The organism is Streptomyces sp. NPDC017529 (genome assembly GCF_044329785.1).
Classification (GTDB): Bacteria; Actinomycetota; Actinomycetes; order Streptomycetales; family Streptomycetaceae; genus Streptomyces.
Genome location: NZ_JBIRJY010000009.1, coordinates 1 through 23,947, shown reverse-complemented (window position 1 = coordinate 23,947; position 23,947 = coordinate 1). Strand labels below are relative to the sequence as shown.

Annotated in this window: 28 protein-coding genes; 15 read left to right on the top strand and 13 right to left on the bottom strand. The window is 72.1% G+C overall.

Features of this window, described 5'->3' with window-relative positions; translation table 11 throughout:
* Positions 1 to 164: 164 nt before the first annotated feature.
* Positions 165 to 890 (top strand): rhomboid-like protein, encoded by a 726-nt coding sequence (locus tag ACH4K4_RS23095; protein WP_398169665.1) that lies wholly within the window; start codon positions 165 to 167, stop codon positions 888 to 890.
* Here the strand turns inward: ACH4K4_RS23095 and ACH4K4_RS23090 are convergent.
* The 4 genes from ACH4K4_RS23090 to ACH4K4_RS23075 form a co-directional block, all read right to left on the bottom strand.
* The gene (locus ACH4K4_RS23090; RefSeq protein WP_398169663.1) at positions 772 to 1,044 is read right to left on the bottom strand and encodes a DUF397 domain-containing protein; all 273 of its coding nucleotides are present in this window, start codon (positions 1,042 to 1,044) and stop codon (positions 772 to 774) included. The two genes, ACH4K4_RS23095 and ACH4K4_RS23090, sit on opposite strands and share 119 nt — an antisense overlap.
* On the bottom strand, positions 986 to 1,186 hold the full coding sequence (locus tag ACH4K4_RS23085; RefSeq protein WP_398169662.1) for a DUF397 domain-containing protein: 201 nt from the start codon (positions 1,184 to 1,186) through the stop codon (positions 986 to 988). The genes ACH4K4_RS23090 and ACH4K4_RS23085 overlap by 59 nt, the downstream gene beginning before the upstream one ends.
* A complete protein-coding gene (locus ACH4K4_RS23080) occupies positions 1,183 to 1,995 on the bottom strand; it encodes a helix-turn-helix domain-containing protein (protein WP_398169661.1) in 813 nt (270 codons plus the stop codon). The genes ACH4K4_RS23085 and ACH4K4_RS23080 overlap by 4 nt, the downstream gene beginning before the upstream one ends.
* Positions 1,996 to 2,114: 119 nt before the next feature.
* Positions 2,115 to 2,765, bottom strand: coding sequence for a TetR family transcriptional regulator (locus ACH4K4_RS23075; protein ID WP_398169659.1), 651 nt, complete (start codon positions 2,763 to 2,765; stop codon positions 2,115 to 2,117).
* Between the two features lie 91 nt (positions 2,766 to 2,856).
* Here ACH4K4_RS23075 and ACH4K4_RS23070 point away from each other — a divergent pair, with 91 nt between their 5' ends.
* Together ACH4K4_RS23070 and ACH4K4_RS23065 are read left to right on the top strand one after the other, a co-directional pair.
* Entirely contained in the window at positions 2,857 to 3,030 is a 174-nt protein-coding gene (locus ACH4K4_RS23070; RefSeq protein ID WP_398169657.1) for a hypothetical protein, read from the top strand.
* The gene (locus ACH4K4_RS23065; protein ID WP_398169656.1) at positions 3,027 to 3,401 is read left to right on the top strand and encodes a hypothetical protein; all 375 of its coding nucleotides are present in this window, start codon (positions 3,027 to 3,029) and stop codon (positions 3,399 to 3,401) included. Before ACH4K4_RS23070 ends, ACH4K4_RS23065 begins: the two co-directional genes overlap by 4 nt.
* 52 nt (positions 3,402 to 3,453) lie before the next feature.
* Here ACH4K4_RS23065 and ACH4K4_RS23060 read toward each other — a convergent pair whose 3' ends face one another.
* Together ACH4K4_RS23060 and ACH4K4_RS23055 are read right to left on the bottom strand one after the other, a co-directional pair.
* Complete coding sequence (locus ACH4K4_RS23060) at positions 3,454 to 4,719, bottom strand: IS701 family transposase (protein ID WP_398169998.1); 1,266 nt, start codon at positions 4,717 to 4,719, stop codon at positions 3,454 to 3,456.
* A gap of 354 nt (positions 4,720 to 5,073) precedes the next feature.
* The gene (locus ACH4K4_RS23055) at positions 5,074 to 5,724 is read right to left on the bottom strand and encodes a TetR family transcriptional regulator (RefSeq protein ID WP_398169654.1); all 651 of its coding nucleotides are present in this window, start codon (positions 5,722 to 5,724) and stop codon (positions 5,074 to 5,076) included.
* A gap of 416 nt (positions 5,725 to 6,140) precedes the next feature.
* Between ACH4K4_RS23055 and ACH4K4_RS23050 the strand changes: the two genes are divergently transcribed.
* Positions 6,141 to 7,604 (top strand): IS701 family transposase, encoded by a 1,464-nt coding sequence (locus ACH4K4_RS23050; RefSeq protein ID WP_398169653.1) that lies wholly within the window; start codon positions 6,141 to 6,143, stop codon positions 7,602 to 7,604.
* Between the two features lie 23 nt (positions 7,605 to 7,627).
* On the opposite strand, the gene ACH4K4_RS23045 is transcribed toward ACH4K4_RS23050, so the two are convergent.
* Positions 7,628 to 8,686, bottom strand: coding sequence for an NAD-dependent epimerase/dehydratase family protein (locus ACH4K4_RS23045; RefSeq protein ID WP_398169652.1), 1,059 nt, complete (start codon positions 8,684 to 8,686; stop codon positions 7,628 to 7,630).
* The gene (locus ACH4K4_RS23040; protein ID WP_398169651.1) at positions 8,683 to 9,297 is read right to left on the bottom strand and encodes a ScbR family autoregulator-binding transcription factor; all 615 of its coding nucleotides are present in this window, start codon (positions 9,295 to 9,297) and stop codon (positions 8,683 to 8,685) included. The genes ACH4K4_RS23045 and ACH4K4_RS23040 overlap by 4 nt, the downstream gene beginning before the upstream one ends.
* Before the next feature lie 196 nt (positions 9,298 to 9,493).
* Here ACH4K4_RS23040 and ACH4K4_RS23035 point away from each other — a divergent pair, with 196 nt between their 5' ends.
* From ACH4K4_RS23035 to ACH4K4_RS22995, 9 genes are all read left to right on the top strand, one after another.
* The gene (locus ACH4K4_RS23035) at positions 9,494 to 10,621 is read left to right on the top strand and encodes a ScbA/BarX family gamma-butyrolactone biosynthesis protein (RefSeq protein ID WP_398169650.1); all 1,128 of its coding nucleotides are present in this window, start codon (positions 9,494 to 9,496) and stop codon (positions 10,619 to 10,621) included.
* Positions 10,622 to 11,114: 493 nt separating this feature from the next.
* Positions 11,115 to 11,276, top strand: a complete 162-nt coding sequence (locus ACH4K4_RS23030; RefSeq protein WP_167538260.1) for a hypothetical protein — start codon at positions 11,115 to 11,117, stop codon at positions 11,274 to 11,276.
* Between the two features lie 145 nt (positions 11,277 to 11,421).
* Entirely contained in the window at positions 11,422 to 12,714 is a 1,293-nt protein-coding gene (locus ACH4K4_RS23025; protein WP_398169997.1) for a hypothetical protein, read from the top strand.
* A 102-nt stretch (positions 12,715 to 12,816) separates the two neighbouring features.
* A complete protein-coding gene (locus ACH4K4_RS23020; protein WP_398169649.1) occupies positions 12,817 to 13,341 on the top strand; it encodes a hypothetical protein in 525 nt (174 codons plus the stop codon).
* Between the two features lie 40 nt (positions 13,342 to 13,381).
* Positions 13,382 to 14,755 carry an MFS transporter gene (locus ACH4K4_RS23015; protein WP_398169647.1) on the top strand — a complete coding sequence of 458 codons (1,374 nt, stop codon included), beginning with the start codon at positions 13,382 to 13,384 and terminating at the stop codon, positions 14,753 to 14,755.
* Complete coding sequence (locus ACH4K4_RS23010) at positions 14,752 to 14,907, top strand: hypothetical protein (protein WP_398169646.1); 156 nt, start codon at positions 14,752 to 14,754, stop codon at positions 14,905 to 14,907. Before ACH4K4_RS23015 ends, ACH4K4_RS23010 begins: the two co-directional genes overlap by 4 nt.
* 3 nt (positions 14,908 to 14,910) lie before the next feature.
* Positions 14,911 to 15,462, top strand: a complete 552-nt coding sequence (locus ACH4K4_RS23005) for a hypothetical protein (RefSeq protein ID WP_398169644.1) — start codon at positions 14,911 to 14,913, stop codon at positions 15,460 to 15,462.
* 96 nt (positions 15,463 to 15,558) lie between these two features.
* Complete coding sequence (locus ACH4K4_RS23000; protein ID WP_398169642.1) at positions 15,559 to 16,161, top strand: carbonic anhydrase; 603 nt, start codon at positions 15,559 to 15,561, stop codon at positions 16,159 to 16,161.
* 11 nt (positions 16,162 to 16,172) lie between these two features.
* Positions 16,173 to 17,771: a SulP family inorganic anion transporter gene (locus tag ACH4K4_RS22995; protein ID WP_398169640.1), complete on the top strand. Its 1,599-nt coding sequence runs from the start codon at positions 16,173 to 16,175 to the stop codon at positions 17,769 to 17,771.
* 69 nt (positions 17,772 to 17,840) lie between these two features.
* Here the strand turns inward: ACH4K4_RS22995 and ACH4K4_RS22990 are convergent, their stop codons facing one another.
* Complete coding sequence (locus ACH4K4_RS22990) at positions 17,841 to 18,251, bottom strand: MerR family transcriptional regulator (protein WP_398169638.1); 411 nt, start codon at positions 18,249 to 18,251, stop codon at positions 17,841 to 17,843.
* Positions 18,252 to 18,313: 62 nt separating this feature from the next.
* Here ACH4K4_RS22990 and ACH4K4_RS22985 point away from each other — a divergent pair, with 62 nt between their 5' ends.
* Both ACH4K4_RS22985 and ACH4K4_RS22980 read left to right on the top strand, forming a co-directional pair.
* The gene (locus ACH4K4_RS22985) at positions 18,314 to 19,153 is read left to right on the top strand and encodes an alpha/beta fold hydrolase (protein WP_398169637.1); all 840 of its coding nucleotides are present in this window, start codon (positions 18,314 to 18,316) and stop codon (positions 19,151 to 19,153) included.
* Positions 19,150 to 20,349 (top strand): MFS transporter, encoded by a 1,200-nt coding sequence (locus ACH4K4_RS22980; RefSeq protein ID WP_398169635.1) that lies wholly within the window; start codon positions 19,150 to 19,152, stop codon positions 20,347 to 20,349. Before ACH4K4_RS22985 ends, ACH4K4_RS22980 begins: the two co-directional genes overlap by 4 nt.
* 26 nt (positions 20,350 to 20,375) lie before the next feature.
* Here ACH4K4_RS22980 and ACH4K4_RS22975 read toward each other — a convergent pair whose 3' ends face one another.
* The 4 genes from ACH4K4_RS22975 to ACH4K4_RS22960 form a co-directional block, all read right to left on the bottom strand.
* Complete coding sequence (locus ACH4K4_RS22975; RefSeq protein ID WP_398169633.1) at positions 20,376 to 21,122, bottom strand: DUF6182 family protein; 747 nt, start codon at positions 21,120 to 21,122, stop codon at positions 20,376 to 20,378.
* A complete protein-coding gene (locus ACH4K4_RS22970; protein ID WP_398169632.1) occupies positions 21,119 to 22,306 on the bottom strand; it encodes a hypothetical protein in 1,188 nt (395 codons plus the stop codon). Before ACH4K4_RS22970 ends, ACH4K4_RS22975 begins: the two co-directional genes overlap by 4 nt.
* A gap of 91 nt (positions 22,307 to 22,397) precedes the next feature.
* A complete protein-coding gene (locus tag ACH4K4_RS22965) occupies positions 22,398 to 23,174 on the bottom strand; it encodes an alpha/beta fold hydrolase (protein ID WP_398169631.1) in 777 nt (258 codons plus the stop codon).
* 56 nt (positions 23,175 to 23,230) lie between these two features.
* On the bottom strand, positions 23,231 to 23,947 hold a 717-nt coding region (locus ACH4K4_RS22960), incomplete at its 5' end, for an acyltransferase family protein (protein ID WP_398169629.1).

Here is a 23,947-nt window from a genome sequence, read left to right as displayed (position 1 = left end):
CGTAGTCGTTCACGAAACCGGAACCCGGCTTCAGCGAAACGGGGAATCTCTCCCCGCTTCAGTGGGACGTCTGGTTAAACGGGGATGACCTCCCCGGTTATTTCACCCGCGAGTGTGCCCTGCGCCACAAAAGGCCGGCGCGGTGAGTGCCGTATACAGGCACCATGATCGCTTCGTTCCGCCCGGCCGCCCTCCCCCGTGCGATCCGGTCGTACGTGTGCCGGGCCCCCGGCACCTTCATCTGGCTCGCGATCCTCTTCGGGACGTCGGTGATCATGCACCAGCTCACCCCGGACATCCTGGAGCGCGTCCTCCAGCGCCGCTCCACCAACATCCACAACCTGCTGCTGTCACCCGGCCGGGTCCTGCTGACCAGCGCCCTGTGGCTGGACGGCGGCGGCTGGCCGCTCTACTTCGTCGTCTTCAACGTCTTCCACGTACCGGCCGAACGCTGGCTCGGCACCCGCCGCTGGCTCGCGGTCATGGGCGTCGCCCACATCGGCGCCAGCTACCTGAGCGAGGGCGTACTCGCACTCGCCATCCACGCGGACGCGGCACCCCGCTCCGCCGTCAACACGCTGGACGTCGGCGTCAGCTACGCGCTCGCCGGCGTCGCCGCCGTCCTGACGTACCGCATCCCCTGGCGCCCCCTTCGGTACGCGTACGCCGCGGGCGTCCTGTTCTTCTACGCAGCCCCCCTCTTCACCAGCCGCACCTTCACCGACGTCGGCCACCTCACGGCCGCCCTCCTGGGCCTGGCCTGCTACCCCCTCACGCCGGGGTGGCAGGCCCGCCACAAGCGTTGGCGTACGCGAGGAACGCGACCCAGGCATCAGCCCCGACCGCGAGCCGAGGACCCTGCGGGTCCTTCGAATCCCGCACGTAAGTAACGTGCGGACAGGTGGCTATCTCGACACATTCGCCGCCGTCGGTGCTGCTGTAGCCGCTCTTGAACCACGCTGGGTTGGTGTTCACCGTTCCTCCGTCAGCGGGTGGCAGGCCCGCCACAAGCGTTGGCGTACGGCAGGAACGCGGCCCAGGCACCGACCCCGAACACGAGCCGAGGGCCCTGCGGGTCCTTCGAATCCCGCACGTGGATAGTGGTCGCGGAGGTGGCTATCTCGACGCACTCCGCGCCCTCATCATTGCTGTAACTGCTCTTGAACCACGCTAGGTTGGCGTTCACTGTTCCTCCGTCAGCTTTCTGATGAACCGCGCCGACTCCTCGTGGTCCATGGCCTTTTGGTGGAGTAGCGCAAACTTTCGACTGACGGAACTGACCCTATCCGGGTCTGCACACAACACGCCTCCCAAGTGGCCTTCTTCGTAGGCGAGACGGTCATGCTCGGCCGTCTCCAACAAGACGAACGACCCAGACAGCGCAGGGCTCACTCCACCCCCCAGGCGCAGAATCTGAAGGGTCACGTTCCGTCGCTCGCCAGCCTTCAGCAGGCGGTGCAGCTGATGCTTATGCTCTTCCCCGGTGCCAATCGGGTATCGCAGCACGGCTTCGCTGATGATGAAGCTGAACGTCACACTCTCCTTGTCCAGCAGGGCCTGGCGCTCCAGCCGCGACGTGATGCGTTGCTCGACCGTCTCACGGTCCAGCGGAGGCCAACGCTCCTCCATGAGGCGTCGCATGTATTCCTCCGTCTGGAGCAGCCCCGGAATGAGTTGCGCCTGGTAGAAGCTGAGGGCAACCGCATCGGCCTCGCACCGCATGTACTCCGCCGAGTACGACGGAAACCGTTCCGGCTGCAAGTACTCCTTCGCCGCCGTCAACATTCCATGCGCCCCGCACACCTGATCCGCGACCTGAAGCAAATGAACCGTCGGCCTCCGCCGCCCCTGTTCCATTGACTTCACGTACTCGGCCGCATACCCGGCCTCATCCGCCAGCTCCTCGCGGCTGACCTCCGCTTGTGTCCGCCACAACTTGATCTGATTGCCGCAGTACCGCCACGCCATCGGTGGTTGGGAATTGTCGTTCGTCACCGCGTCCGCCTCCCGCTACCCGCGTAGTTGACCCACGGCAAACGCTAGACCCACCCACTGACAATTGAGCCAAATGACGTAGATGCGCACCTTATTGATCAGGCGCGAACAGGTGGCGATCAGGAAACGGCGTCGCGCCAGTGTTGGCGGCCGACGCTGATGAGATGCAGTTGGCGCCGCGCGGTGCGGGCGACCGAGTGCCAGCGCTCCGAGTCCAGGTCGCCCCCGTCGCTCACGTCGAGAAACGCGGAGGCCGTCATCACGAGGCGGTCGACGTACAACTCCGCCAGCATCCGTACGTCCTCGTCGCTCCAGCCCTCCGACACCGGTTGGGACTTGAGCGCGACCGCGACCTCCGTCGCGAACCGGTCCAGTTCGTCCGCTATGGCCTGGCGTACGGCCCGTACGCCGCCGTGCCGTTCGCGCGCGATGAAGCGGACGTGCGCGGGCTGTTCGCGTACGTACCGTTCGACGACCGCCACCGTGTGGTCGATCCGCTCGTCGGCTCCGTCCTGTTCGGCGAGGACGGCGCGTACCGTCGCGTGGAGGCTGGCCAACGACTCCCTGACCAGGGCGACTCCGAGTTCGCCGAGGTCGCGGAAGTGCCGGTAGAAGGCCGTGGGCGCGACGCCGACCACCCGCGTCACCTCGCGCAACCCCAGGCTGCTCAGGCTCTGTTCCGCCAGCAGGCCGAGTGCCGCGTCGAGCAGGGCCTGCCGGGTGCGCTCCTTCCGGGCCTGCCGGGCCCCGGCGGTGTGGCTGTGACTCATGCCATCCAGTAAACAACTGTTCTCCCAGTTTCACCACCCCTACAGTGGGAACCTGAGTGAACAACTGTCCTCCGAAACGGAAAGGCAGATCATGCTCTTCCTTGTCGCAGCCCTCCTCCTGCTGGGGGTTCTGGTGGGTACCGCGGCACACCTCCCGGTCCCCGTCACGATCATCGCGGCAGTGGCCATCAGTTGCTGGCTGCTCGTCTTCTTCATCCGCGAGCGCCGCCACCACACCGACAAGACCGAGGGAGCGTCCCGATGACCACCCTCATCACCGACCACGACGACGACACCGACACCCGAGGCAGCGACACCCGAGGCGCCGACGCCCGGCGCGCCGGAACCGCCACCGAGCCGGAAACCAAGGCCGCCGCCACGTCGCGTCGCGGCACGCCGCACGGGCAGGCGGACGGCATGGCCGTGGCCGCGTTCGTGCTCGGCCTCGTCGGCACCCTGGTCGCCAACGTCGTCCTCGGCCCCTGCGCCCTCGTACTCGGAGCGCTGGCCCTGGCACGTCACACCACCCGGCGCTTCCGCGCCGTCCTGGGCATGGCGCTCGGCGCGGTGGACCTGGTCATCCTGGCGACGCTGGCCACCGCCGACGGTTCGCTGAGCTGGACGTTCGGCGGCTGAGGCGCACCCGTGTCACACGTGACGCGCCGTCACCGGCGTACGCGGCCGCCCTTCACCCCGCGAGGGTGAGGGGCGGCCCGCTGACGCGCCTACGGGGCGCACGGCGCGGCGGCGGATATCCGTACGCGTACGGATACGGCCGCGGGCGCGACGACGAACGCGGGTCCCCGGCCGGGCGGGCGGCGTCCAGCGCCGTGAGCGACTCGACCGCGTACGCGACGGAGGCCAGCGTCATGTGGCGGTGCCAACCGGCGAACGACCGCCCCTCGAAGTCCCGCAGCCCCGTCCGGCCGCCGACGCGGGTGCTGTCGTCGGCCACGCGCGCGGCGGCCCTGGTGAGCCGGTGCAGGTCGGCCGGGGACGTCCCGGCCAGCGTGGTCAGCCAGAAGTCCGCGCGGGCGCCCGCGCCGCGCCCCCCGGCGTCGTCGTGCCGCTGGGCGTAGAGCAGCAGCTCGCCGCCGTCGGGGGTCCCGGTGGTGCCACCGGTGCGTGCCAGTGCGACGCGGGCGGCCAGGGCCCGTACGCCGGGGGCGACGTTGCGGACCGGCAGGCCGAACCGTTCCTGCGAGGCCAGGATGCGCTGCACGGGGAGGGCGCCCCGGCGCGAAGGCCGCCCGGTGCGGTCCACCAGCAGGAGCGCGACGGAGCCGGGAATCCTGACCATCACGGGCAGGCCGACCGGCGCGAGCGCGCCGAGCACGGCCTCGGCGTGGTGCATCTGGCTGTCCCAGACCACGGGCGTGGAACTCCCGGCGCGCCGCGCGAGTTGTAGGAGCTGGGCCAAGCCGCCGGTGTCACCGTCGGGGGTGGTCGCATCGGCGGTGCCCGGCGCGGGCAGGTGCAGGCGCCAGTCGACCGGGGCGTCCAGGCCGTGGCCCGCGTACCAGAGGCCGTACGCCAGCTGCCCGTTGACCAGCTGTCCGGTGGCCGGGACGAAGCGGCGGTGCACGCCGACCGAGTTCGTGCCGGTCTTGGGGATGAGCATCGGGCGTACGACCCACGAGCGCGGCTGCGCGCGCTCCACCAGATAGTCCGCCAGGGCTTCGCGGACGGCGCGCCAGTTCCACGGGGCGTTGCAGATGAAGTGGTGCAGGCGCTGGGCGGCGCCGGTGTCGTCCAGTGACCGGGCGATGTTGCGGATCGACTTGCGGCCGGGCGTGGTGAGCAGCCCCCGCAGGTACTGCTCGCCCTTGAGGTGGTGGTCGGCCCTGTTGAAGGACACGAACAGGTGTCTGCACAGGTCCTCGATCCACGCCTCCTGGGTGCTGGCCGGCCGCCCGGGGAGGGGCGGCGGGAAGGCGGCGGGGCGGGCGGGCACGGACAAGGACTGGCCCCCGGGGAGACGGGTCGGTCGCGTCGGCCGACTGGTTGCCTGATGGGCGGAGTGCGAACGGTGGGCTGTGGGGTGCGGGCCGGCTGCGGCCGACGGTGGTGGCCGGCTGCGACTGGCTGACTGGCTGTCAGCAGGGACAATAAAGAATGTTCGCTATGTTTTTGTGGTCGGGGGGTGGATCGCGGACGACTTCGCGAAGTCGAATGAGGGTGGTTGGGCGGTTGCGTACGCATTTGCGCCGACCAGTTGCCCCGGCCGCCGGCCAGTTGTCCCGACCGCCGGTCGCGGCGGCGCCTCGCACCCCGCGGCCCGCGGCCCGGCCGTCCGGCCGGACAGCCGTTACAGCGTCCCGGCGCCCACCGGGTTCTCGTCGCCGCCCAGCGCGAGCGGCGGCCGCGCTCCGAGCACCAGGCCCCACACGCGGTCCACGTGGTCCCACGGCGACAGCCCCGAGGTGGCGCCGCGCGGCGCGCCGGCACGGGCGGCGAACTCGGCGCCGGTCACCACGGAGACCGCCGTGGCGGTGACGGCTTCGGCGGTCGTCCAGCCGGCGAAGTCGGGGCGCGCCTGTTCGACGAGGTCACCGAGGGACGGCAGCCACATCGCGTACCAGGTGTTGCCGTCGGCCGGGAAGTCCCAGGCGAGCCGCGCGGCGGCCCGTACGGCCGGCTCTTCTTCGAGCAGCCGCGCCAGCGTGCGCGTGAAGGTGACGACCCGCCGTAACTCGCCGCGCCCGGACGCACCGGTGCGCCGGCTCACCGCCATGAGGGAGGCCAGGGCGCTCCGCGTCAGCGCGCACCCGGAGTCCCTGACGGCGTCGGCGAGCGCGGCCTTGGAGGCGAAGTGGAACGTGAGGGCGCCGATCGTGACCTCGGCGGCGGTGCTGATGCGGGCCAGCGAGGCGCCCGCGTACCCCTTTTCGGCAAATTCGTCGGAGGCCGCCCGCAGCAGGGCCCGGCGTGTCCGCTCGGCTCGGTCCTGTCGCGCCATTGTCCCGCCTCGGTGATCGCCCTCGGTTGCCAGCGCCGTATTGGTGACACCCAACCGCCCATGCTAGAGCCGGGTTTGGCGGCCCGCATCGCGGTGGCGGCAGTTGGCGGAGACTTGATCAGTATGGGAACCAGGATCGATCAAGGGGGGTCTTGAACCGGTTCCCGAAGCGGAATCCGAGCCCTTCGCGGCCCGCGCCGCACCGGTGCCCGTACCGGCCCCGCCCCATCCCCGCGCCGGCCCCTAACGGACGCTCGCGCCGGCCCCGGACCGGCGCCCGCTCCCCCTCCCGAGCCCGCGTGCGGACACGGCCGAAACAGTCCCCGACCTCGTGGGGTCGCAAAAAAAACGATCGTTCTTTATTCTTTGCTGGTCGGCGCCCGATTCACGGGATGACCACGGGAGGAAACGCACTCATGACGACAGAAACCGCACATCCGGCTACCCACACCCCCGCCCGCTCCCTCTCCACGTCCCTCCCCTCCGGCCACCCCTTCTCAGCCTTCCGCACATCCGACAAGCCCGGCGTCCGCGACGTATCGGGTGTCTCGACCGAGTCCTTCCCCAACGGATCCGGCGGACCCGGCGGAACCAAGCGGACCACCAGGACCAACCGGACCGGCGCGACCAACGGGACCAGCCGGACTCCACAGTCCACCAGGTCTCACCAGGCCGGCGCCAGTAGGAACGGCAAAAATGCCGGGACCTGCACGGATCACACGACCGCCGCCGAGCGCGCCGGCACCACCGCCGCCGCCACCGGCGACTTCCCCGCCTTCGCCGACGCCCTCTTCGGCCACCTGCCGCGCACCGACCAGCGCCGCTGGGCCCACTCCTACCTGCTGGCCCTGCTGACCACCGAAGGCAAGAAGTCCGTACGCCGGCTGGCCGCCGCCGTCTCCGACTCGCCCACCGCCTCGCAGTCGCTGCACCAGTTCCTCAACGCCAGCCCCTGGGACTGGGGCCCGGTACGGCGCGAACTCGTACGCCGGGCGGAAGCGACGACTCCGCCCCGGGCGTGGGTCCTCGCCCCCGCGGTGCTGCCCAAGCGCGGCGGCCACTCCGTGGGCGTACACCGCCGCTTCTGCTCCTCGGCCGGACGCACCGTCAGCTGCCAGCTCGCCATGGGCATGTTCCTGCCGGTGGGCGAGGCCCCCGCGACTCCCGCGACCGCCGCCGCGGCGGCCGCCTCCGGCGACTGCGGCGGCAGCACGGCCGTGTCCGTCGACTGGCGGCTGTTCCTGCCCCCGCAGTGGGTCGAGGACCCGGAACTGCTGCGCCGCAACCGCATCCCGGCCGCGGAGGCCCACGGCCCCCGCCCGATGTGGGCGCACGCGCTGGACCTCGTCGAGACGCAGGCCGCCCGTACGTCCTGCCCGCCGGCGCCCGTCGTGGCGGACCTGAGCGAGTACTCCGACTCCGTGCGGCTGATCGAGGCGCTGGCCCGTCAGGGGCGCGACTTCGTCATCGCCGTGCCGCCCGCCACCGCCCTGGCCACCCCGGCCACGCCCGGCATGCCCGGCGACCCGGGCGCCCGGCCGCGGCTGCTCCAGTCCGCGCCCACGCCCGTACGCCTCCCCAACTCGCACCACACCTACCGCGCCTTCACCGAGCCGGGCCCCGGCCGTCCGGCCCGCGTGTGGCTCACCAACATGGCGCACCGCCGCCTGGGACAGCTCCTCGGCCTCGCCCGGCTGCACCAGCTGCCGGCGGCCACCCTGCGCGCCCTGGAGACGGACTTCGGCCTGTACGACTTCGAGGGCCGCTCCTACCCGGGCTGGCACCACCACATGACCCTGACCTCCGCCGCGCACGCCTACCGCGTCCTGGCGGACGAACCGGACGACCGGACGCTGGCCACTGTGCGGTTCGTGTCTTGATCCGCCGGGCGGCGCGCCGGGTTCTAGGTGGCCCGGCGTGCCGTCAGGTGGTCCCGGTACCAGCCGGCCGCCTCCGCCACCCGTACGAGCGGGGCGGGACCCGGTGCGCAGCCCGCCGCCGCCCATACCGCGTCGCTGCGGTACCAGTGGTCACCGGCCAGCAGGGCGAACTGGCGTTCGCTCACGCGGCCGGGGCAGTCGCGCAGGCGCGCGAGGCATTCCTCCCAGGACAGTTCGGGGAGGTCCGCGACCGGGCCGAACACGTCGTGGGCGATCAGAGTGTCCATGAGATCCCCATTGCGTACGGGGACGGGGTGACTGGCGTGATGCACACCCGCGGGAGTGCCGTGCGGGGCGAGGGCCAGCCGCGCGAACAGGCGGGCCAGATCGTCGACCGCCACGACGGACAGCAGACCGCGCCCGCCGTCCCAGCGCGCCGGCACCCGGTCGAGGAGTTCGGCCAGCGCCGGGACGACCCAGCGGTCCCCCGCGCCGAGCACCAGGCCCGGCCGCAGCACGGTGCCGCCCGCCTCCAGGACCGGCCGCTCCGCGCCGAGCCGGGTGCGGCTGGCGGCGGAGACCGGGGCGGGCGTGATCCCGTCCACGTCGATGCCGGCGTGCGGTCCGGCGCCGTACACGGCGGCCGTGGAGAGCAGCACGATTCGGCCGACCCCGGCGCGTACCGCCTCGTCGACCAGGGCTTGTGTGCCGCGTACGTTGACCCGTTCGCACTCGTCCGCGTCCCGGCCGATGAAGGAGGCGAGGTGGAGCAGGACGTCGGCGCCGTCACAGACGCCGTGCAAGGAGGCGGGGTCGGCGAGGTCGGCGGGGAACCATTCGAGGGCGGCCGAGAGGGAGGGTGAAGGGGAGGGGGAGGGGGCGGAAGCGGGGCCGGCGGTGGGGGGCTTGCGCGATACGGCGCGCAGCTCGACGCCCGTATGCGAACCGGCGTCCGTACGCGAACCGGTGTCCGTACGCGGACCGGCGCTCGTGCCCAGAAGCTCACGCAGTACCGCGGAACCGATGAATCCGGTCGCCCCGGTGACCACCACCCGCCGGGGGCGCGTCCGCGGTGCGCTCACGCCGCCGCCCTCCCCTGGCCCGCCTTGAAGCTCACCTGGGGCCTGATGGCGGGTTCCGCGACGCCCGGCAGCAGGTAGCGCCAGAGGGAGACCACGCGGTGGTGCAGGTCGGTGCGGCCGGAGGAGATCTGCGAGAAGAGCTGGGTGCCGGTGTAGGCGCTGACCAGGACCCAGGACAGCTCGTCCACGTTCACGTCGGGGAGCAGCTCGCCCTTTTCGCGCGCGGCACGCAGCTGCCCCGCGAACTGGTCGGCCCAGGCGCGGTAGGCGGAGTCGTCCTGGACGCCGAACTCGCCCTGCTCGACCGCGAGTCGTACCCCGGCACGCAGCGTCGGGTTGGTCTGGAGCTCCCCTGCCAGGTACAGCGTGATGTCGACCAGGCGCTGGAGTCCGTCCTCCCCCGGGGGCAGCTCGAGGCCGCCGCCCTGCTCGATCATCACGGCCTGGGCCAGCGCCTCCTTGGACGGGAAGTGGAAGTACATCCCGCCCTGTGTCACCCCCGCACGCTTCATGATCTTGCTGATACTCGCGCCGCTGAACCCGAACTCGTCGAACACCTCGGCGGCCGCCCGGAGGATGACCTCACGTGTCCTGACCGCACGCTCCTGCATGGACCGCATCAGCTCCCTCGACAAACAAAACGAATACTATTTATTTTATGAAAGCCGAGGCTCTCACGCTGCGAGGCTGCACCGCCCTCGAAGCGGCCCGAGTTGGTACGCAGCGGACCACCCGTGAGGGTCACCGGCGGACCACATCGGGCCGCAACGGACCGGACCTGCAGACACTCCTCAGGGGGATACCCGCATGAGCACCACCGGCCAGCTTCCGACATTTCCCACTCCCGCTGCCGCCGGCCCGTCCCCGCACACGCTGACGACGACCGTGCCGAAGGAGTATGTACACAAGCAGGCGCTGTCCGAAGTCCTGCTCACCAGTTGGCGCGAGTCGGCCCCGGACGTCCATGTCGTGACCGCGGAATGGCCGCGAACCCATACGTTCTACTCCTCAAGAAACCGGCTGCACGATCCGCTCCTGCTCGTGGAGACGATCCGGCAGACCATTCCGCTGCTCTCGCACCTCGCTTACAACGTGCCGTTCGGTCACCAACTGATCTGGGACCACTTCACCTATTCGCTGGACCCTGACGCACTCCGTACCGAGACTGCCCCCACCGAGATCGAACTACGCATCAGCTGCTCCGACATCAAACGCCGCAAGGACACTTTGAGTGCACTGACCATGGATGTCGAGGCGACGCGGAACGGCGCCCGGCTCGGCACCGCGGTCGCCCGCTTCACCAGCCACGCCCCGGCCATCTACCGCCGCCTCCGCGGAGAATACGGCGACGCCCGCGAGGCCATGGCCCGCGCCGTGCCGCTGCCGCCGCCGATCTCACCGCAGCGCGTGGCACGCGACCAGTTCGAGAGCGTGATGCTCTCGCCCACCGACACCCGCGACCGCTGGCAGTTGCGCACGGACACCACCCACCCGGTCATCTTCGACCACCCGGTCGACCACGCGCCCGGCATGCTGCTGCTGGAGGCCGCCCACCAGGCCGTTCACGCGACGCTGCACCCGCTTCAGGTCATACCCGTCGGCCTGCGCACCGTCTTCACGCGGTACGCGGAATTGGACGCACCGTGCTGGATATCGGCAACGGTGCTGGGGCAGCCGGATTCCGGCGCTGGTACCGGGGATTCCCCGGACGGATTCACGGCCGAATTCCCGCCCGGGGGCACGCCGCGTACGGACGCCTCCGGTCTTGTCCACACGCGCGTCACGGCGCACCAGAACGGCGAAGAACTGTTCACAGCCACGGTCGCCGCCCGTCCGCTGGGCACGGATTCGGGTACGGCCGCGCGCGCCGGTTCGGGTGCGGAGCCGCGCCCGGATTCGCGCCCGGATTCGTGTTCCGATTCCCGTACGGACTAAGTCCGCGCCGGGTTCGTCCGAGGGGAAAGGGCGGCGGCGGGGCGGCCGTCCCGCTCCCGCCCCCGCGGCGCCCGAAGCACCCGATACGGGCGGAATCACATCGGGCGCCATCCCGCGACGACTTCGGTAAATCCACCGGGCATTCACCTCACGGCAGACCTGTCGCCATCAGGACAACCCGCGCGGTTCCAGCCAAGGTCATACTTGACATGTACGCGCTAGACCAATCGGCCGCCCGACCCTGCCGCCGCCCCGCGCAATCTCGGCCTCCAACAGCCACAACCAGCCACGATGCCGCTCCGATCTGTGGCCATAACGCGCAAGATCAAGCCAAACTACCCTCGCGCGCCACCGTTTGAGCCATCCACGTATTGAGACCCTTTGACGATCACTTGGTCTTTCTTTTACGTTCTAGGGAGCGGCACCCACACAACTCGTGTGGCTGATCGTCGCCGCTTTCCACCCTTCCCCTTCCTGCGGAGGCTCGACGGACATGGAACAGCTGATCAAGAAGATGGCCCAGGACGGCGTGTGGCGCGAGTGGGTCGCCCTCAACTCCCCGCGCGGTGCGGGCAAGGACGGCTGCATCAGCGCCACGAAGTCCGGCTGCATCAGCGCGACCACGGCCGCGCCCAAGACGGGGTGTATCTCCTGACCGGGCGTTGAGCCTTCCCGGCGAGGAGCCGGCCGGCGGCCCGCACACCGCCGGCCGGCTCCCGCCACCTCACGAGGGCCCGGCACATCACACGCGACACCGATCACTCCCCGTCCGCCAGACAAAGACAGACCTGAGGGTGACCATGGATGGCCAGCCGAGCCGGCCGGGACAACCGACCGCCGACATCGTGAACCGGATCAAGGACATACCGATCTACCGCGCCTCGATCGAGCGGGGACACTTCCCCATACTCGACAAGCCGGAGATCGCCCACGGCTTTCCGGACAACTGGATGACGCCGGTGCTGGCCGACGCCCTCGCCGCGGGCAAGGCGGAGTACGTGCTCTCCACGGGCACCAACCACGCCCGAATGCAGATCATCAGGCCCCCGTACTTCCTGCTCAACTCCTACTACCAGCTGTGGAGCGAGCACCCCGACATCTCGGACACCTGGCACGACGGCTGCCAACGCGTCTCGCTGACGACGGTGTTGGCGACCGAGCACGTGGCCCGCGTCAACGCCAGGAAGCGCGGGGCGCCGGCCGACGCCGCCCCCGCGCCCGTACCGGACCTGGACGACCGGCGGCTCGACGACCGCACGTGCTACGTCAACCTGCGGCTCGACCCCGCACGGTGGGACCGCGACGACGTCGAACGCATGCTCGCCGAGATCCGTACCGCCCAACAGGCGCACCCGCGGGGCCGGTACCACCTCGACTGTTCCAGCTACCACCTGGCGCACCTGGTGCGGAAGGTGACCGACTGGGGCCTGTGGGACCGGTTCCCGCAGCCGGCGAGCATCGTGCACGCGTACGAGTACACGCCGGTGAACGTACGGCGCTTCCTGCACGAGCACTTCGCCTGCCCGGTGATCGACCTCTTCGGCAGCACCGAACTGGGCTACCTCTACTACAGCGACCGGAACGGCCGGTACCACCCGTACCTCGACAAGATGAGCGTCGAGCTGATCCCGGTCGTCCCGGGCAGCGAGATCTTCAGCATGATCGTGTCGAGCGTGCGGAACCCGTACATGCCGCTCATCCGCTACCGCTCGGGGGACTGCGCGCGCACGCTGGACGGCACGCCGGACCCGGCGAAGATCGCCCGGTTCTGCGGCCGCGAGAAGGAGCTGCTCACCTCGGCACACGGCCGCGGCCCGGTCGCCCAGGGCGACCTCGACGACCGCGTCGGTGCCGCCTCGCCACGGATCTTCGTCCACCAGCTGGGCGTTGACGCCGACCGGACCGGGGCGGAGCTGCGGTACACGACGTTCGACGGCGAGCCCCTCACCGCGCCGGAGGCGGCGGCGCTGCGCGCCGGGGTCGAGGACCTGACCGGCCTGCCCTGCCGGGACGCCCACCGCGCGCACCTGCCCATCGGCAGGTCGGGAAAGTACGCGTGGCTCGACCGGGACGGCGCGGCGCCCGGCCGCTGAACGGCCGGCGCGTACGGGACGCACGCGTACGGGATCACCGCGTACGGGCCCCACACGTACTGGATCAATGCGTACGGGATCACGGAACACCACGGGAGAACCATGACCACGCAGCCGCACGAACAGCCGCCCGTCGGCACCGGCGACCTCACCGCCCTGCTCGGCGACCGGATGCACGCCGAAGTGGTGTCGCACTTCACCGGCCTGACCGGGGCGGCGCCCGAGTACGTCGAGCGGCAGGTCACCGAGTGCCTGCGCTACCTCTACCTGGTCTCCCGCCACCGCGAGGAGCTGAGCGGACTTTTCCTGCCCGTCGAGCAGGACATCGACGAGATCTGGCACTACCTCATCCTCCAGACGCGCGAGTACCGCGAGTTCTGCGAGGAGCGCCTGCCGGGACGATTCTTCATCGAGCACCGGAGCATCGGCTACGACGACTACCAGCAGGAACCCGGCCGGGAGCAGGTGATCGAAGAGGCGCTGCGCTGGATACCGCTGTACGTGCGCGAGTTCGGCCCCTTCGACGAGGGCGCCCTGCCGCACTGGACGATCGTGCGCTTCCTGCACGACCAGCTGAGCATGTCGCTGCGGGACATCGCGGCGCTCCAGCCTGCCGGCGCGCCCTGAGCGCGCTTTCGGGGCAGCCCGAGAACGAGGAAACGGACCCATGAGCGCTCGGCACGGCGAACCGGCCCCCCACGGCCGCGCCACGAAGATTCCGGAGCACCCGGAGCACTCGGAACCCCCGGAGCAGCGCCGCGTCCTGGCGGTGCTCGCCCTCTCCCAGGTCCTCAGCGGCGCGGGACTGGCGGCGGGCATCACGGTGGGCGCGCTGCTCGCCGAGGAGATGCTCGGCTCGACGGGGCTGTCCGGGCTGCCCGCCGCCCTGTTCACGGGCGGTGCCGCGCTCGGCGCCGTGGGCATCGGCCGGATCTGCCAGCGCTGGGGCCGGCGGCCCGGCCTCACCGCCGGGTACGCCACCGCGTGCCTGGGCAGCCTCGGTGTCGTCCTCGCCGCCGCCCTCGGCAACGTACCGCTGCTGTTCCTCTCGCTCCTGGTCTACGGCGCGGGGACGGCGACGACCCTGATGGCCCGGTACGCGGGGGCCGACCTGGCCGCTCCGGCGCGGCGGGGGCGGGCGGTGAGCCTGGTCCTGTTCGCCACCACGCTCGGCGCGGTGGCCGGTCCGAACCTGGTGGGCGTCACGGGCGACGTGGCACACGGGTGGGGGATCCCGCACCTGGCCGGCCCCTTCCTGCTGGCCGTGGTGGCGTACGCGGCGGCAGCGGTGGTGCTGGCGATCTTCCTGCGGCCCGATCCGCTGCGGCTGGCGCAGGAATTGGCGGAGGCGGAGGCCGCGGCACCGGAGGCCGGCGACCCGGCACCCGCCGTGCCCGGCGCACCGCGTGCCGACACCCGGGGCGTCGTCACCGGTACCGCGGTCATGACGCTCACCCAGCTGGTCATGATCGCGATCATGACGATGACGCCCGTCCACATGCGGGCGCACGGCCATCCGACAGAGGCCGCGGGGCTGGTCATCGCCCTGCACGTGGCGGCCATGTACCTGCCGTCGCCGCTCACCGGGCTGCTGGTGGACCGGATCGGGCGGCTGCGGGTCGCCGCGGCCTCCGGCGCCGTCCTGCTCGCCGCCGGCGTGCTCGCCGCGCTGGCACCCGCGCACTCCGTACCGGCGCTCGCCACCGCCCTCGTACTCCTGGGGCTCGGCTGGAACCTGGGCCTGGTCAGCGGCACCGCCATCGTCACCGACGCGGTACCGCCCGCCACCCGCGCCTCGACGCAGGGGCTGGTCGACGTCGGCATCGCCATCGCGGGAGCCACCGGAGGAATGGCGTCGGGCCTGGTCGTGGCCACCGGCGGGTACTCCACGCTGGCCCTGAGCGGCGGTGTCCTGGCGCTCGGGCTCGTACCGCTGCTCGTCCTGGCGGGCCGCCGGGCGCGCGGCGCGCGTCCGGACGCGACCGCCCCCGCCGCCCCTGCCGCTCCGGCGCCCGCTCCGGCTTCCGGGGAGCAGGCATGATCAGCCACGCGCTTCCCGGGGCGCTGCGCACCCGCCCGGACACCGCGGGACACCCGGCCCACTACACCGCCGCCAACCAGCCGCACAGCCCGCCGGGCACCGCGTTCACGCGCGGCCACCGCCCGGACCGGCAACCGACCCGAGGCCGGTGACGCATGCGGTCCCGACCCCCCAAGCCGCCCCGCGCCCAGGCACGCGCCCGGACGCGCGGGTACCCACAGCACCGACGCTCCCCCCACACCACTCCGGTCGGCCTCCTCGGCGTCATCGCCGCGATCCTGACCCTGGTCTTCATCGGCACGGCCGCGGTCAAGGGCGCGAAGACCCCGTCCGCCACGGCCACCGCGCCGGCCCCCGCGTACTCCCTCACGCCCACCGCACCGGCAGGCGCGCACGGACCGCCCGTCGAGGTCTCGTCCGACCGGACCACGAACACCGGCAACCTCTACCGGCGCGACAACGAACGGGACCCCGGGCGCGAGAAGGACAAGGACCGCAACCAGGCACGCCGCTGCACGCGGACGGCGCCCGGCGAGCCGTCCCCGCACCGCCGCCCGTTCCCGCCGGCGCCCCGCGCGGCCCACCCGTACCCCACGGCCTTCTGCCTGCCCCCACACACCGGCAGCGCAGCGTCCCTCACCACATCGAGAGCAGGCCTCGGCAACCGCCCCGCCCTGCACTGTCTGCACTGCGTCTTCCGCTGCTGAGCGACACCGCCGGGGCTTCCTGCTCCGCACCAGTCGAACGGGTTCTGCCATGCCCCCCCATGGCACCACTTTCCGACCAGCAGGAGACATTCCCTCGTGGAAACCTTCATCGAAAACGCCCGCTCCTTCAACGCCCGCATCGCGGCCGCGCACGAGGAGCGGGAGACCTACCAGCGGCTCGCCGACGGCCAGTCGCCCCTCGCCCTGTTCATCACCTGCTCCGACTCACGGATCATCCCTTCCCTGATCACCGGAGCCCTGCCCGGCGAACTCTTCGAACTGCGCACGGCGGGCAACGCCGTACCGCCGCACCGGCCGGACATGCCGGCCAGCGCGGAGGCCGCCACCATCGAGTACGCGATGCGGGTCCTGCGCGTCGCCGACATCATCGTGTGCGGGCACTCGCACTGCGGGGCGGTCGGCGCCATGGCGCGCCGCGAGGACCTCGCCGGCGCCCCCGACGTACGCGCCTGGCTGACCCAGCAGCTCTCCGGCGAACTGCCCAGGGACGAGGCGCCGACGGTGGCCACCGCGGTCCAGCAGCACGTCACCGAACAGCTGGCGCGGCTGCGCGCGTACCCGTGCGTACGCGAGCGCGTGGACGCCGGCGAAGTGGCCCTGCACGGCTGGTACTACGAGGTCCACACCGGCCAGGTCTCGGCGCACGACTCCGCCACCGACACCTTCCTCCCCCTCTGAAGGCGCCTGTCATGACACCGAAAACGACCACCGGCGCGACGCCGACCCCGGCGCCCGAAACCGGGACCATCCCCGCGGCCGACGCCCCGTCCGGCCGCCCGGCGAACGCGGCCGCACCCGTGAAATCCCCCAAGTCGTCCCCCCGCTGGCCCTTCCTCCGCGCGGACTTCACCGCCTCCATCGTCGTCTTCCTGGTGGCCCTGCCCCTGTGCGTGGGCGTGGCGGTCGCCTCCGGCGTACCCGCCGAACTGGGCCTGATCACCGGCATAGTCGGCGGCCTGCTCACCGGGCTCCTGCCGGGCAGCAGCCTCCAGGTCAGCGGTCCGGCCGCCGGCCTCACCGTCCTCGTCTACGAGGCGGTCAAGGAGTTCGGGCTCGGCGCGCTCGGCGCCATCGTCCTGATCGCGGGGCTCCTCCAGCTCGCCATGGGCGCACTGCGCCTCGGCCGCTGGTTCCGTGCCATCTCCGTCGCGGTCGTCCAGGGCATGCTGGCGGGCATCGGACTCGTCCTGATCGCCGGGCAGCTGTACGCCCTGACCGACGCCAAGGCGCCCGGCAGCGGCCTCGCCAACCTCGGCGGGCTGCCCGGCCTGGTCACCGGCACCGCCGGGTCCGGCGCGGCCCTCGCCGCCCTCGGCGTCGGCGCGGGCACCGTCGCCGTACTGGTGCTGTGGCCGCGGTGGAAGCGCGCGGCCCGCGTCCTGCCGGCCCCGCTCGCGGCCGTGGCGCTGGCCACGCTCGCGGTCTTCGCCCTCGACCTGCCCGTGGCACGCGTGGAGGTCAAGGGCCTGCTCTCCGCCGTCCAGCCGCCGGGCGGCTCGGACTTCGCCGCGCTCGCGAGCGTGGGGGCGCTCGGCACCATCCTCGCCTTCACCCTCATCGCGTCCGCCGAGTCCCTGTTCAGCGCCGCGGCCGTGGACCGGCTGCACGACGGCCCGCGTACGCAGTACGACAAGGAGCTGATGGCCCAGGGCGCGGGCAACGCCGTCTGCGGTGTGCTCGGTGCCCTGCCGATGACCGCGGTGATCGTCCGCAGCGCGACCAACGTCCACGCGGGCGCGCGCACCAAGGCGTCCCGCGTCATGCACGGCGCCTGGCTGCTCATCTTCGCCGCGGCCTTCCCCGCGGCGCTCGGCATCATCCCGGTGGCCGCGCTGGCGGGCGTCCTCATCCACGCGGGCTTCAAGCTCCTCCCGCTGCGGGACTTCGGCCCCCTGTGGCGCGAGCACCGCGGTGAGGCGGTCGTCCTCGCGGCGACCGCCATCGCCATCGTCGTCACCAACATGTTCGAAGGCGTCCTGATCGGCCTCCTCCTGGCCATCGCCAAGACCGCCTGGGAGACCTCCCACGTCCACCTGGAGATCTCCGGCCTGGACGCCCCGTCCTCCGAGCCCGTCCGGGTACGGGCCCTCGGCAACGCCACCTTCCTCCGGCTCCCCAAGCTCCTCGACCAGTTGGAGGCCCTCCCGCACGACCGCGCGGTCGCCCTCGACCTCACCGGCCTGCGCCACCTGGACCACGCCTGCGCCACGGCCCTGACGACCTGGTCCACCCACCGCACCACCACGACCAATTCCCCGACCCCCGACAACCCGGCGCACGCTCCCTAGCCCCTGAGCACCACCGAACCGGGCCCCGGAAGCTCACCGGCTTCCGGGGCCCGTCCCGTCGGGTGGCGGTCAGGCGGGGCTGCCCGCCTGGGAGTCGGCATGACGGCCTGCGGAGGGGATGAACAGCCCCTCGGGCGCGGCGGTGATGACGGAGTCCAGCATCCGGCGCGTGGCCTGGAGCTGCTCGATGCAGTGCGTGATGCGCGCACGCTCGGCGTCCAGTTGGCCGAGCAGCTCGGGGCAGGTGGGCACGAGCTGGTCCTCGTCGTCGCGTACGCAGGGCAGGAGCCGGGCGATCAGGGCGGTCGGCAGGCCCGCGGTCAGCAGGCAGCGGATGCGGTGCACCGTCTCCACGTCCGCCTCGTCGTAGACGCGATAGCCGCTCGGCAGCCGGTCCGGGCAGAGCAGCCCCTGCTCCTCGTAGTAGCGCAGCAGCCGCTCGTGGACCCCGGTGCGCCGGACCATCTCCTTCATGCGCATCCCGCCACCTCCGCGTGGGGCACTTGACTCTCACATTGATGTGAGAGTTTAGCGTGAACGGCATGACCACTGAGCGTTTTCTTCCCCTGACGTCCGGTTCCCACACCCCCTCCCCTTCCTCCTCGCGCGAGGTCATCGTCCAGGGCAGCGGGCCCGCACTGGTGCTCGCGCACGGCGCGGGCGGAGGAGTTCTCGGCAACTACGGCCTCGTCCTCGACGAACTGGCCCGGGACCACACCGTCATCGGCCCGCACTACCCCGGCGCCGGCGGCACCCCCGAATCCCCCCGCCCACTCGAACTCGACGACTTAGCCGACCTGTTGGTCGACTCCGCGACAGCGGCCGGGCACGACACGTTCCCCGTCATCGGCGAGTCGCTGGGCTGCGCGGTGGCCGTACGGGCCGCGACCCGGCACCCCGGCCGGATCACGGCACTCGTGCTCACCGCCGGCTTCGCCTCCCCCGACCCCGCCCAGCGGCTGACCGCGCAGCTGATCCAGACCCTGGGCCGGAACGGACAGCTGGACACCGCGGCCCGGGTGGCCTGCCTGGCCTGCCTGTCGCAGACGGAACTGTCCCAGCTGTCCGAGACGGAGATCGACGCCCGGACGGCGGCCGCCCGGGCCGGACTGCTGCCCGCGCTCGCCCACTTCGACCTGGTCTGCCGGGTGGACGTACACGGCGACCTGCCGAAGATCAACGTGCCCACGCTCGTGGTGGCCCCCGCGAGTGACCGCATGGTGCTGCCCGCCAGCACCCGCCGCATGGCACACGGCATCTCCGGCGCCGAATACGCCGAACTCCCCGGCGCGGGCCACCTCATGAACCCCGCCGACCGGGCGGACTGGCTCGGGCTGGTCCGCGTGTTCCTCGCCCGCGCCCTGGATCAGGAGGCCATGTGACCACCGCTGCCGACACCGCCCTCGCGCCGGAGCCCGTGGCCTCGCCCGCCCGCCGCCGCACCGCCCTGGCCGTACTCGCCGTGGCCATGTTCGTCGTCGTCACCACCGAGTTGCTGCCCGTCGGGCTGCTGCCGCTGATCAGTGCCGACCTGGGCGTCGAGCAGGCCCGCGTCGGACTGCTCGTCACGGTGTACGCGTTCGCCGTCGGGCTGATGGCCGCGCCCCTGACGGCCCGCACCTCGGGATGGCCGCGCAAGCGCCTCTTCATCGTGGTGTGCTCGGTGTTCGCGCTGGGCACGGTGCTCTCCGGGCTCGCGCTGAACTACCCGATGCTGGTCGTGGCGCGCTTCCTGTGCGGCGCCTCGCACGGCGTGTTCTTCTCGATCGTCGCCGGATACGCCGCCGCGCTCGCCGACCCGGGACGCGCGGGCCGGGCCACGGCCATCGTCTTCGGCGGCAACTCCGCCGCCCTCGTGCTCGGCATGCCCCTGGGCACCGTCCTGGGGTCGGCCGCCGGGTGGCGCACGGCCTTCTGCACGGTGGCCGGCATCGGCCTGGTGACCCTCGCCGTGGCGGTCCGGGTCCTGCCCCGCACCCCCGACCGGGCGGCCCTGCGACTGGCCGACATCCCCCGCGTACTGCGGCTGCCGGGCCTGCGCCCCGTCGTCGTCACCACGGCACTGATGATCCTCGGGCACTTCACCCTCTACACCTACGTGTCCCCCCTGCTGGAGGACGAGGGCGGCGTCAGCAGCGGCACACTGAGCACCCTGCTGTCCGTGTACGGCGTGGCCGGCCTGGTCAGCACGTGGCTGAGCGGGCTGCTGGTGGACCGCCGGCCGCGGCTGGTCATGTTCGGCACCGCGGGCGTGATGGCCGCCGCACTGGCCGCGCTGGGCCTCGGCGTCCACCTGGCCCCGGTGGCGGCGACCGCCGTCGCCCTGTGGGGCTTCGCGATCGGCGCGCTGCCGGTGAGCCTCCAGACGGCCGTACTCCGGCTCGCCGGCGACACCGCCGACGCGGCGTCCTCCCTGTACGTCGCGGCGTTCAACATCGGCATCGGAGGCGGCGCACTGTTCGGCGGCCTGATGCTGGGCCCCGCCGGCCTGGCCGGGCTGCCGTGGGTCGCGCTGGCGGTGGTGCTGGCGGCGACGGGGGTTTTGTGGGGGGCCCGGGGAGTGTTCTCGCGACGGTGAGGCCGGCCGGTGCGGCCGCGGGACCGTCAGACGCGGGCGGTCCCCTCCGTCAGGGCGGCGTACGCCCTGAGCCGTTCCGGGTGGCGGGCGTCCGCGCCGATACGCAGGGAGGCGAGGGGGGCCGACGTGCCCGCCAGGGTCGGCACCTGCCGCACCGTCAGCTGGTCGCCGGGGGCGATCAGCCCGTCCAGGACCGCTTCGACGAGCAGGTGGTTGAGGTGGCCCAGGCAGCCCGAGAGCGTCATCCCGGCCGTGGCGACGTAGAGGTCCCGGCATACGGGCCGCCTCGCGGGCAGCCCGTGCGCCGCAGCGGGAACCGGGATCTTGGTGGCGGGCGCGGGCGGCAGCGCGCGGTCACTCTCGAAGCGTTTCAGCAGCCGGCGCAGCGCGGCCGATGCGGCGGCCGGCGCCGGACCGAGCCAGGCGGCCGAACCGTCCTCGCCGATGTGGTCGAAGGCGAACCGGTCCCGCAGCTGGTCCGGGTTGCCGGCCAGGAAGACGGTACGGGTGAGCGCCCCGCGCCACCGCGCCGCGCGGCCGGTGTCCACGCCCGCCGCGAAGTGGCACGTGGCACGGACCCACGGGGCGAGGGAGAAGCGGCGCAGCACGACCACGGCCTGGATGTCGGCGGACTCGGCCAGCGACGCGACCTCCGACCGGGCCGCCGAGAGGCCGTCGGCCGCGTCCAAGTCGAATCGTGCGGCCAGGGCGGGATGCGCGGCCCGTACGTGCTCCGCCGCCCGCCGCCGCAGCAGATCCTGCGAGAGGGTCATGTGAACACCGCCGTCGCCAGTTCGGCCACCGGGAGTCCGCGGTGCCCGGCGAGCAGGCCCGAGGTGAGCCGGTAGGGGTCCACGTAGAGATGGTCGCGCCCCCGGTGCCCGTCCAGGGCCGTGGTGAGCGCGGCCGCGGCCTCCGCGGGCGAGCCGTACCCGGCGGGCTCCCGGTCGAGCAGCCGCCGCGCCCGGTCCAGGCAACAGCGCAGCAGGTCGCTCCGGAAGGGCTGCCGCTGCCCCGGGCCGAGGGCCGCGATGAAGTACAGCCGTACGCCGAGGCTGGTCACCGCCGGCTCGTGGCCCGCCCCGATGTCGTCGATCAGGTCGGCGACGGTGTGGTCGTGCCGCTTCTTGCCCGCGCCGTGCCGGGAGGAGCGGAGGTGGCCGTCGGCGGGCACCCCGCCGAGGGCGACACGGTGGACGTCGGGGCCGGCGTACGACAGCACCCGCTGCAGGAGCCGGTAGTCGGGGTCCAGGCCCTGGTCGAAGAGCAGCACCACCTCGTCGTACTCCGCGGCCAGGGGCAGCAGTTCGCGCAGCGTGCAGGCCAGGTGGCCGGGCTGCCCGTCAGCCGAGACGATCTGCCGCAGCGGTATGCCGTACCGGGTCGCGTCCAGGTAGACCGGGCCGCCGTCGGCTCGCAGGTCGAGGCAGAATCCCTGGCTGTTCAGGCAGGCGAGCGCCTCCTCCAGGCCGAAGGCGGGTGGCTGGTGCCGGCCGAGGCCGGGGTCGTACAGGCCGAGTGCGGCGTACTGGGAGGCCCGGCTCTCCAGGATCCGCGCGGCGGCCGGGTGGGTCCAGCCGTGGTGCTCGACGGCCTCGCGGTAGGGCCGCAGCGCGTCCGGCGGCACCGGGCCGCCCTCGGCACGATAGCGGGCGTACAGCTCGCCGATGGCGTCCTCGGACAGGCCGGAGTAGTCGATGTCGCCCTGTACGCGGTCGAGGTACTCCCAGAAACCGGCCGTCTGCTCGGTGCAGTCGTACGTCGTGTGGCTGTAGCGGTAGGTCACGTCGGCGAGGTGGGAGGTGGCCCGGTACATCACGTCGGTCCACAGCAGGCCCTTGAGGTCGCTGTACGTGAGCGGCCGGCAGGGGGCCGCGGTGACCGGCGCCAGCAGGACCCGGCGCCGCCCGGTGCCGGGCCCCGCGCCGGTGGCCGGTGCCGTGGTGAGCAGGCTCATCTCCGCTCCCCTCGCCCGGCGCGGACGAGCGACTCGGTCATTCCTTGTCTCCTTGTCCGTACACGGAAGCCGCCTCCCCCGTGGGCCGGTGTCAGGCCAGGAACTCCTGGATGTGCCGCACCAGCTCGGCGGGCTTCTCGAAGACGGCCAAGTGGCCGCTGTCCAGTTCGGCGTACGTGCTGCCGGCCAGTTCCCGGTGGAGTTCGCGGGCGTGCCCGACGGGGACGAGCTGGTCCTGCGCCGAGCCGACGACCAGCGTCCGTGCCCTGATCGCGGAGAGCCGGTCCCGGATGTCCAGGTCCCGGTCGAGCTCGATCTGCCGGAGCGTGCCCGGCGTGGCCCGCACCCCGGCGACGGCCTCCTTGACGCCTTCGTCGCCCATGGCGGCCAGGAAGGCGGGCGAGAAGATCACCAGCGTGCTGAAGGCCGCGAACGACTCCTCGCCGACCTCCGCCAGCCGGCGCCACAGGTCCATCGTGAGGTGCTGGCGCGGGTCGTCGCCGCGCGCCCAGCCGTTGACCAGCACCAGTCGCCGTACGAGTCCGGGGTGCCGGGCGGCGGCGGTCGCGGCGACCACCGCGCCGAGCGAGAAGCCGACGATGTCGAAGGGTTGGTCGGTCGTCTCGCGGGCGGCGGCGACCACCTGGTCGACGAGGCGGTCGACGGTCAGCTCCCCCTCGGGCAGCGGGGTCTGCCCGCTGCCCGAGTAGTCGGGTGTGATCACCGTGAAGCGGTCGGTGAAGTACTGCCGCAGGTGGCCGTAGTTGCTTTCCGAGTCGGCCCCCGTCCCGTGGACGAGCAGCAGGCCGGGGCCGCTTCCCTGGGCGGTGTAGTGGACGGGCAAGCCGTCCACGTCGATGACGGGCATGAGAGGGCTCCTCGGCGTTCTCGGGAATTCGGCGGGAGAGGGGGATGGTGAAGGGGTCAGCGCAGGCTGGGGACGGGGGGATCGACCGCCTCCGCGGGCGGGGGTACGGAAATCCGCGGCGGTTTGCGCGGCCTGGCCCAGCGGCGCATCACGGGACGTTCGACGCAGACCAGCAGCAGCCAGCCGACGAGCAGCGTGACGCCGAAGAAGCCGAGGAGTACGGCCGTACCGGCGACCGGGTCGAAAAGCCGCTCGTGCATCAACGCCGTGCGGCCGAAGTACATCACCACGTACTGGGAGAGGTAGAAGCCGAAGGAGACTTCGCCCAGCCACTGCATACAGCGGCTGCGCAGGACGGTGGGAGTGCCGTGGACGTCCGCCATGGCCACCGCGCAGATCAGGACGGAGACCGGCACGATCGTGGCCACGTTCAGGCCGTACAGGAACGGCACGGCCAAGGCCAGCCCGTACCCCGCCACCGCCAGCAACGACGCCGGCAGCACCCGGACCCGCGGAAAACGCCCCGCCAGCACCAGCCGGGCCAGCACCATCCCGAGCACGAACTCGAAAAGCCGCACCGGCGGGAAGTTGTAACCGAACCAGAATTCCCAGACGGAGATCGGGAATCCCTCGGGAGTCTGCGGGGCCTGCGGCACCAGGAAGTCCGTGACGAGTTGCACGGCCACCATGCCGGCCACCATCCCGGCGGCCCACCCCCACAGCCTGCTCTCCCTGATCCGCAGAATCGGACCGATCAGCGCGGGAAACAGCAG

What these genes read in the sequence shown, in the direction of transcription:
- ACH4K4_RS23095 (WP_398169665.1), top strand. Translation starts at nt 165, where the DNA reads ATGATCGCTTCGTTCCGCCCGGCCGCCCTCCCCCGTGCGATCCGGTCG.
- ACH4K4_RS23075 (WP_398169659.1), bottom strand. Translation starts at nt 2,765, where the DNA reads ATGAGTCACAGCCACACCGCCGGGGCCCGGCAGGCCCGGAAGGAGCGC.
- ACH4K4_RS23070 (WP_398169657.1), top strand. Translation starts at nt 2,857, where the DNA reads ATGCTCTTCCTTGTCGCAGCCCTCCTCCTGCTGGGGGTTCTGGTGGGT.
- ACH4K4_RS23065 (WP_398169656.1), top strand. Translation starts at nt 3,027, where the DNA reads ATGACCACCCTCATCACCGACCACGACGACGACACCGACACCCGAGGC.
- ACH4K4_RS23055 (WP_398169654.1), bottom strand. Translation starts at nt 5,724, where the DNA reads ATGGCGCGACAGGACCGAGCCGAGCGGACACGCCGGGCCCTGCTGCGG.
- ACH4K4_RS23050 (WP_398169653.1), top strand. Translation starts at nt 6,141, where the DNA reads ATGACGACAGAAACCGCACATCCGGCTACCCACACCCCCGCCCGCTCC.
- ACH4K4_RS23040 (WP_398169651.1), bottom strand. Translation starts at nt 9,297, where the DNA reads ATGCAGGAGCGTGCGGTCAGGACACGTGAGGTCATCCTCCGGGCGGCC.
- ACH4K4_RS23035 (WP_398169650.1), top strand. Translation starts at nt 9,494, where the DNA reads ATGAGCACCACCGGCCAGCTTCCGACATTTCCCACTCCCGCTGCCGCC.
- ACH4K4_RS23030 (WP_167538260.1), top strand. Translation starts at nt 11,115, where the DNA reads ATGGAACAGCTGATCAAGAAGATGGCCCAGGACGGCGTGTGGCGCGAG.
- ACH4K4_RS23025 (WP_398169997.1), top strand. Translation starts at nt 11,422, where the DNA reads ATGGATGGCCAGCCGAGCCGGCCGGGACAACCGACCGCCGACATCGTG.
- ACH4K4_RS23020 (WP_398169649.1), top strand. Translation starts at nt 12,817, where the DNA reads ATGACCACGCAGCCGCACGAACAGCCGCCCGTCGGCACCGGCGACCTC.
- ACH4K4_RS23015 (WP_398169647.1), top strand. Translation starts at nt 13,382, where the DNA reads ATGAGCGCTCGGCACGGCGAACCGGCCCCCCACGGCCGCGCCACGAAG.
- ACH4K4_RS23010 (WP_398169646.1), top strand. Translation starts at nt 14,752, where the DNA reads ATGATCAGCCACGCGCTTCCCGGGGCGCTGCGCACCCGCCCGGACACC.
- ACH4K4_RS23005 (WP_398169644.1), top strand. Translation starts at nt 14,911, where the DNA reads ATGCGGTCCCGACCCCCCAAGCCGCCCCGCGCCCAGGCACGCGCCCGG.
- ACH4K4_RS22995 (WP_398169640.1), top strand. Translation starts at nt 16,173, where the DNA reads ATGACACCGAAAACGACCACCGGCGCGACGCCGACCCCGGCGCCCGAA.
- ACH4K4_RS22990 (WP_398169638.1), bottom strand. Translation starts at nt 18,251, where the DNA reads ATGCGCATGAAGGAGATGGTCCGGCGCACCGGGGTCCACGAGCGGCTG.
- ACH4K4_RS22985 (WP_398169637.1), top strand. Translation starts at nt 18,314, where the DNA reads ATGACCACTGAGCGTTTTCTTCCCCTGACGTCCGGTTCCCACACCCCC.
- ACH4K4_RS22975 (WP_398169633.1), bottom strand. Translation starts at nt 21,122, where the DNA reads ATGACCCTCTCGCAGGATCTGCTGCGGCGGCGGGCGGCGGAGCACGTA.
- ACH4K4_RS22970 (WP_398169632.1), bottom strand. Translation starts at nt 22,306, where the DNA reads ATGAGCCTGCTCACCACGGCACCGGCCACCGGCGCGGGGCCCGGCACC.
- ACH4K4_RS22965 (WP_398169631.1), bottom strand. Translation starts at nt 23,174, where the DNA reads ATGCCCGTCATCGACGTGGACGGCTTGCCCGTCCACTACACCGCCCAG.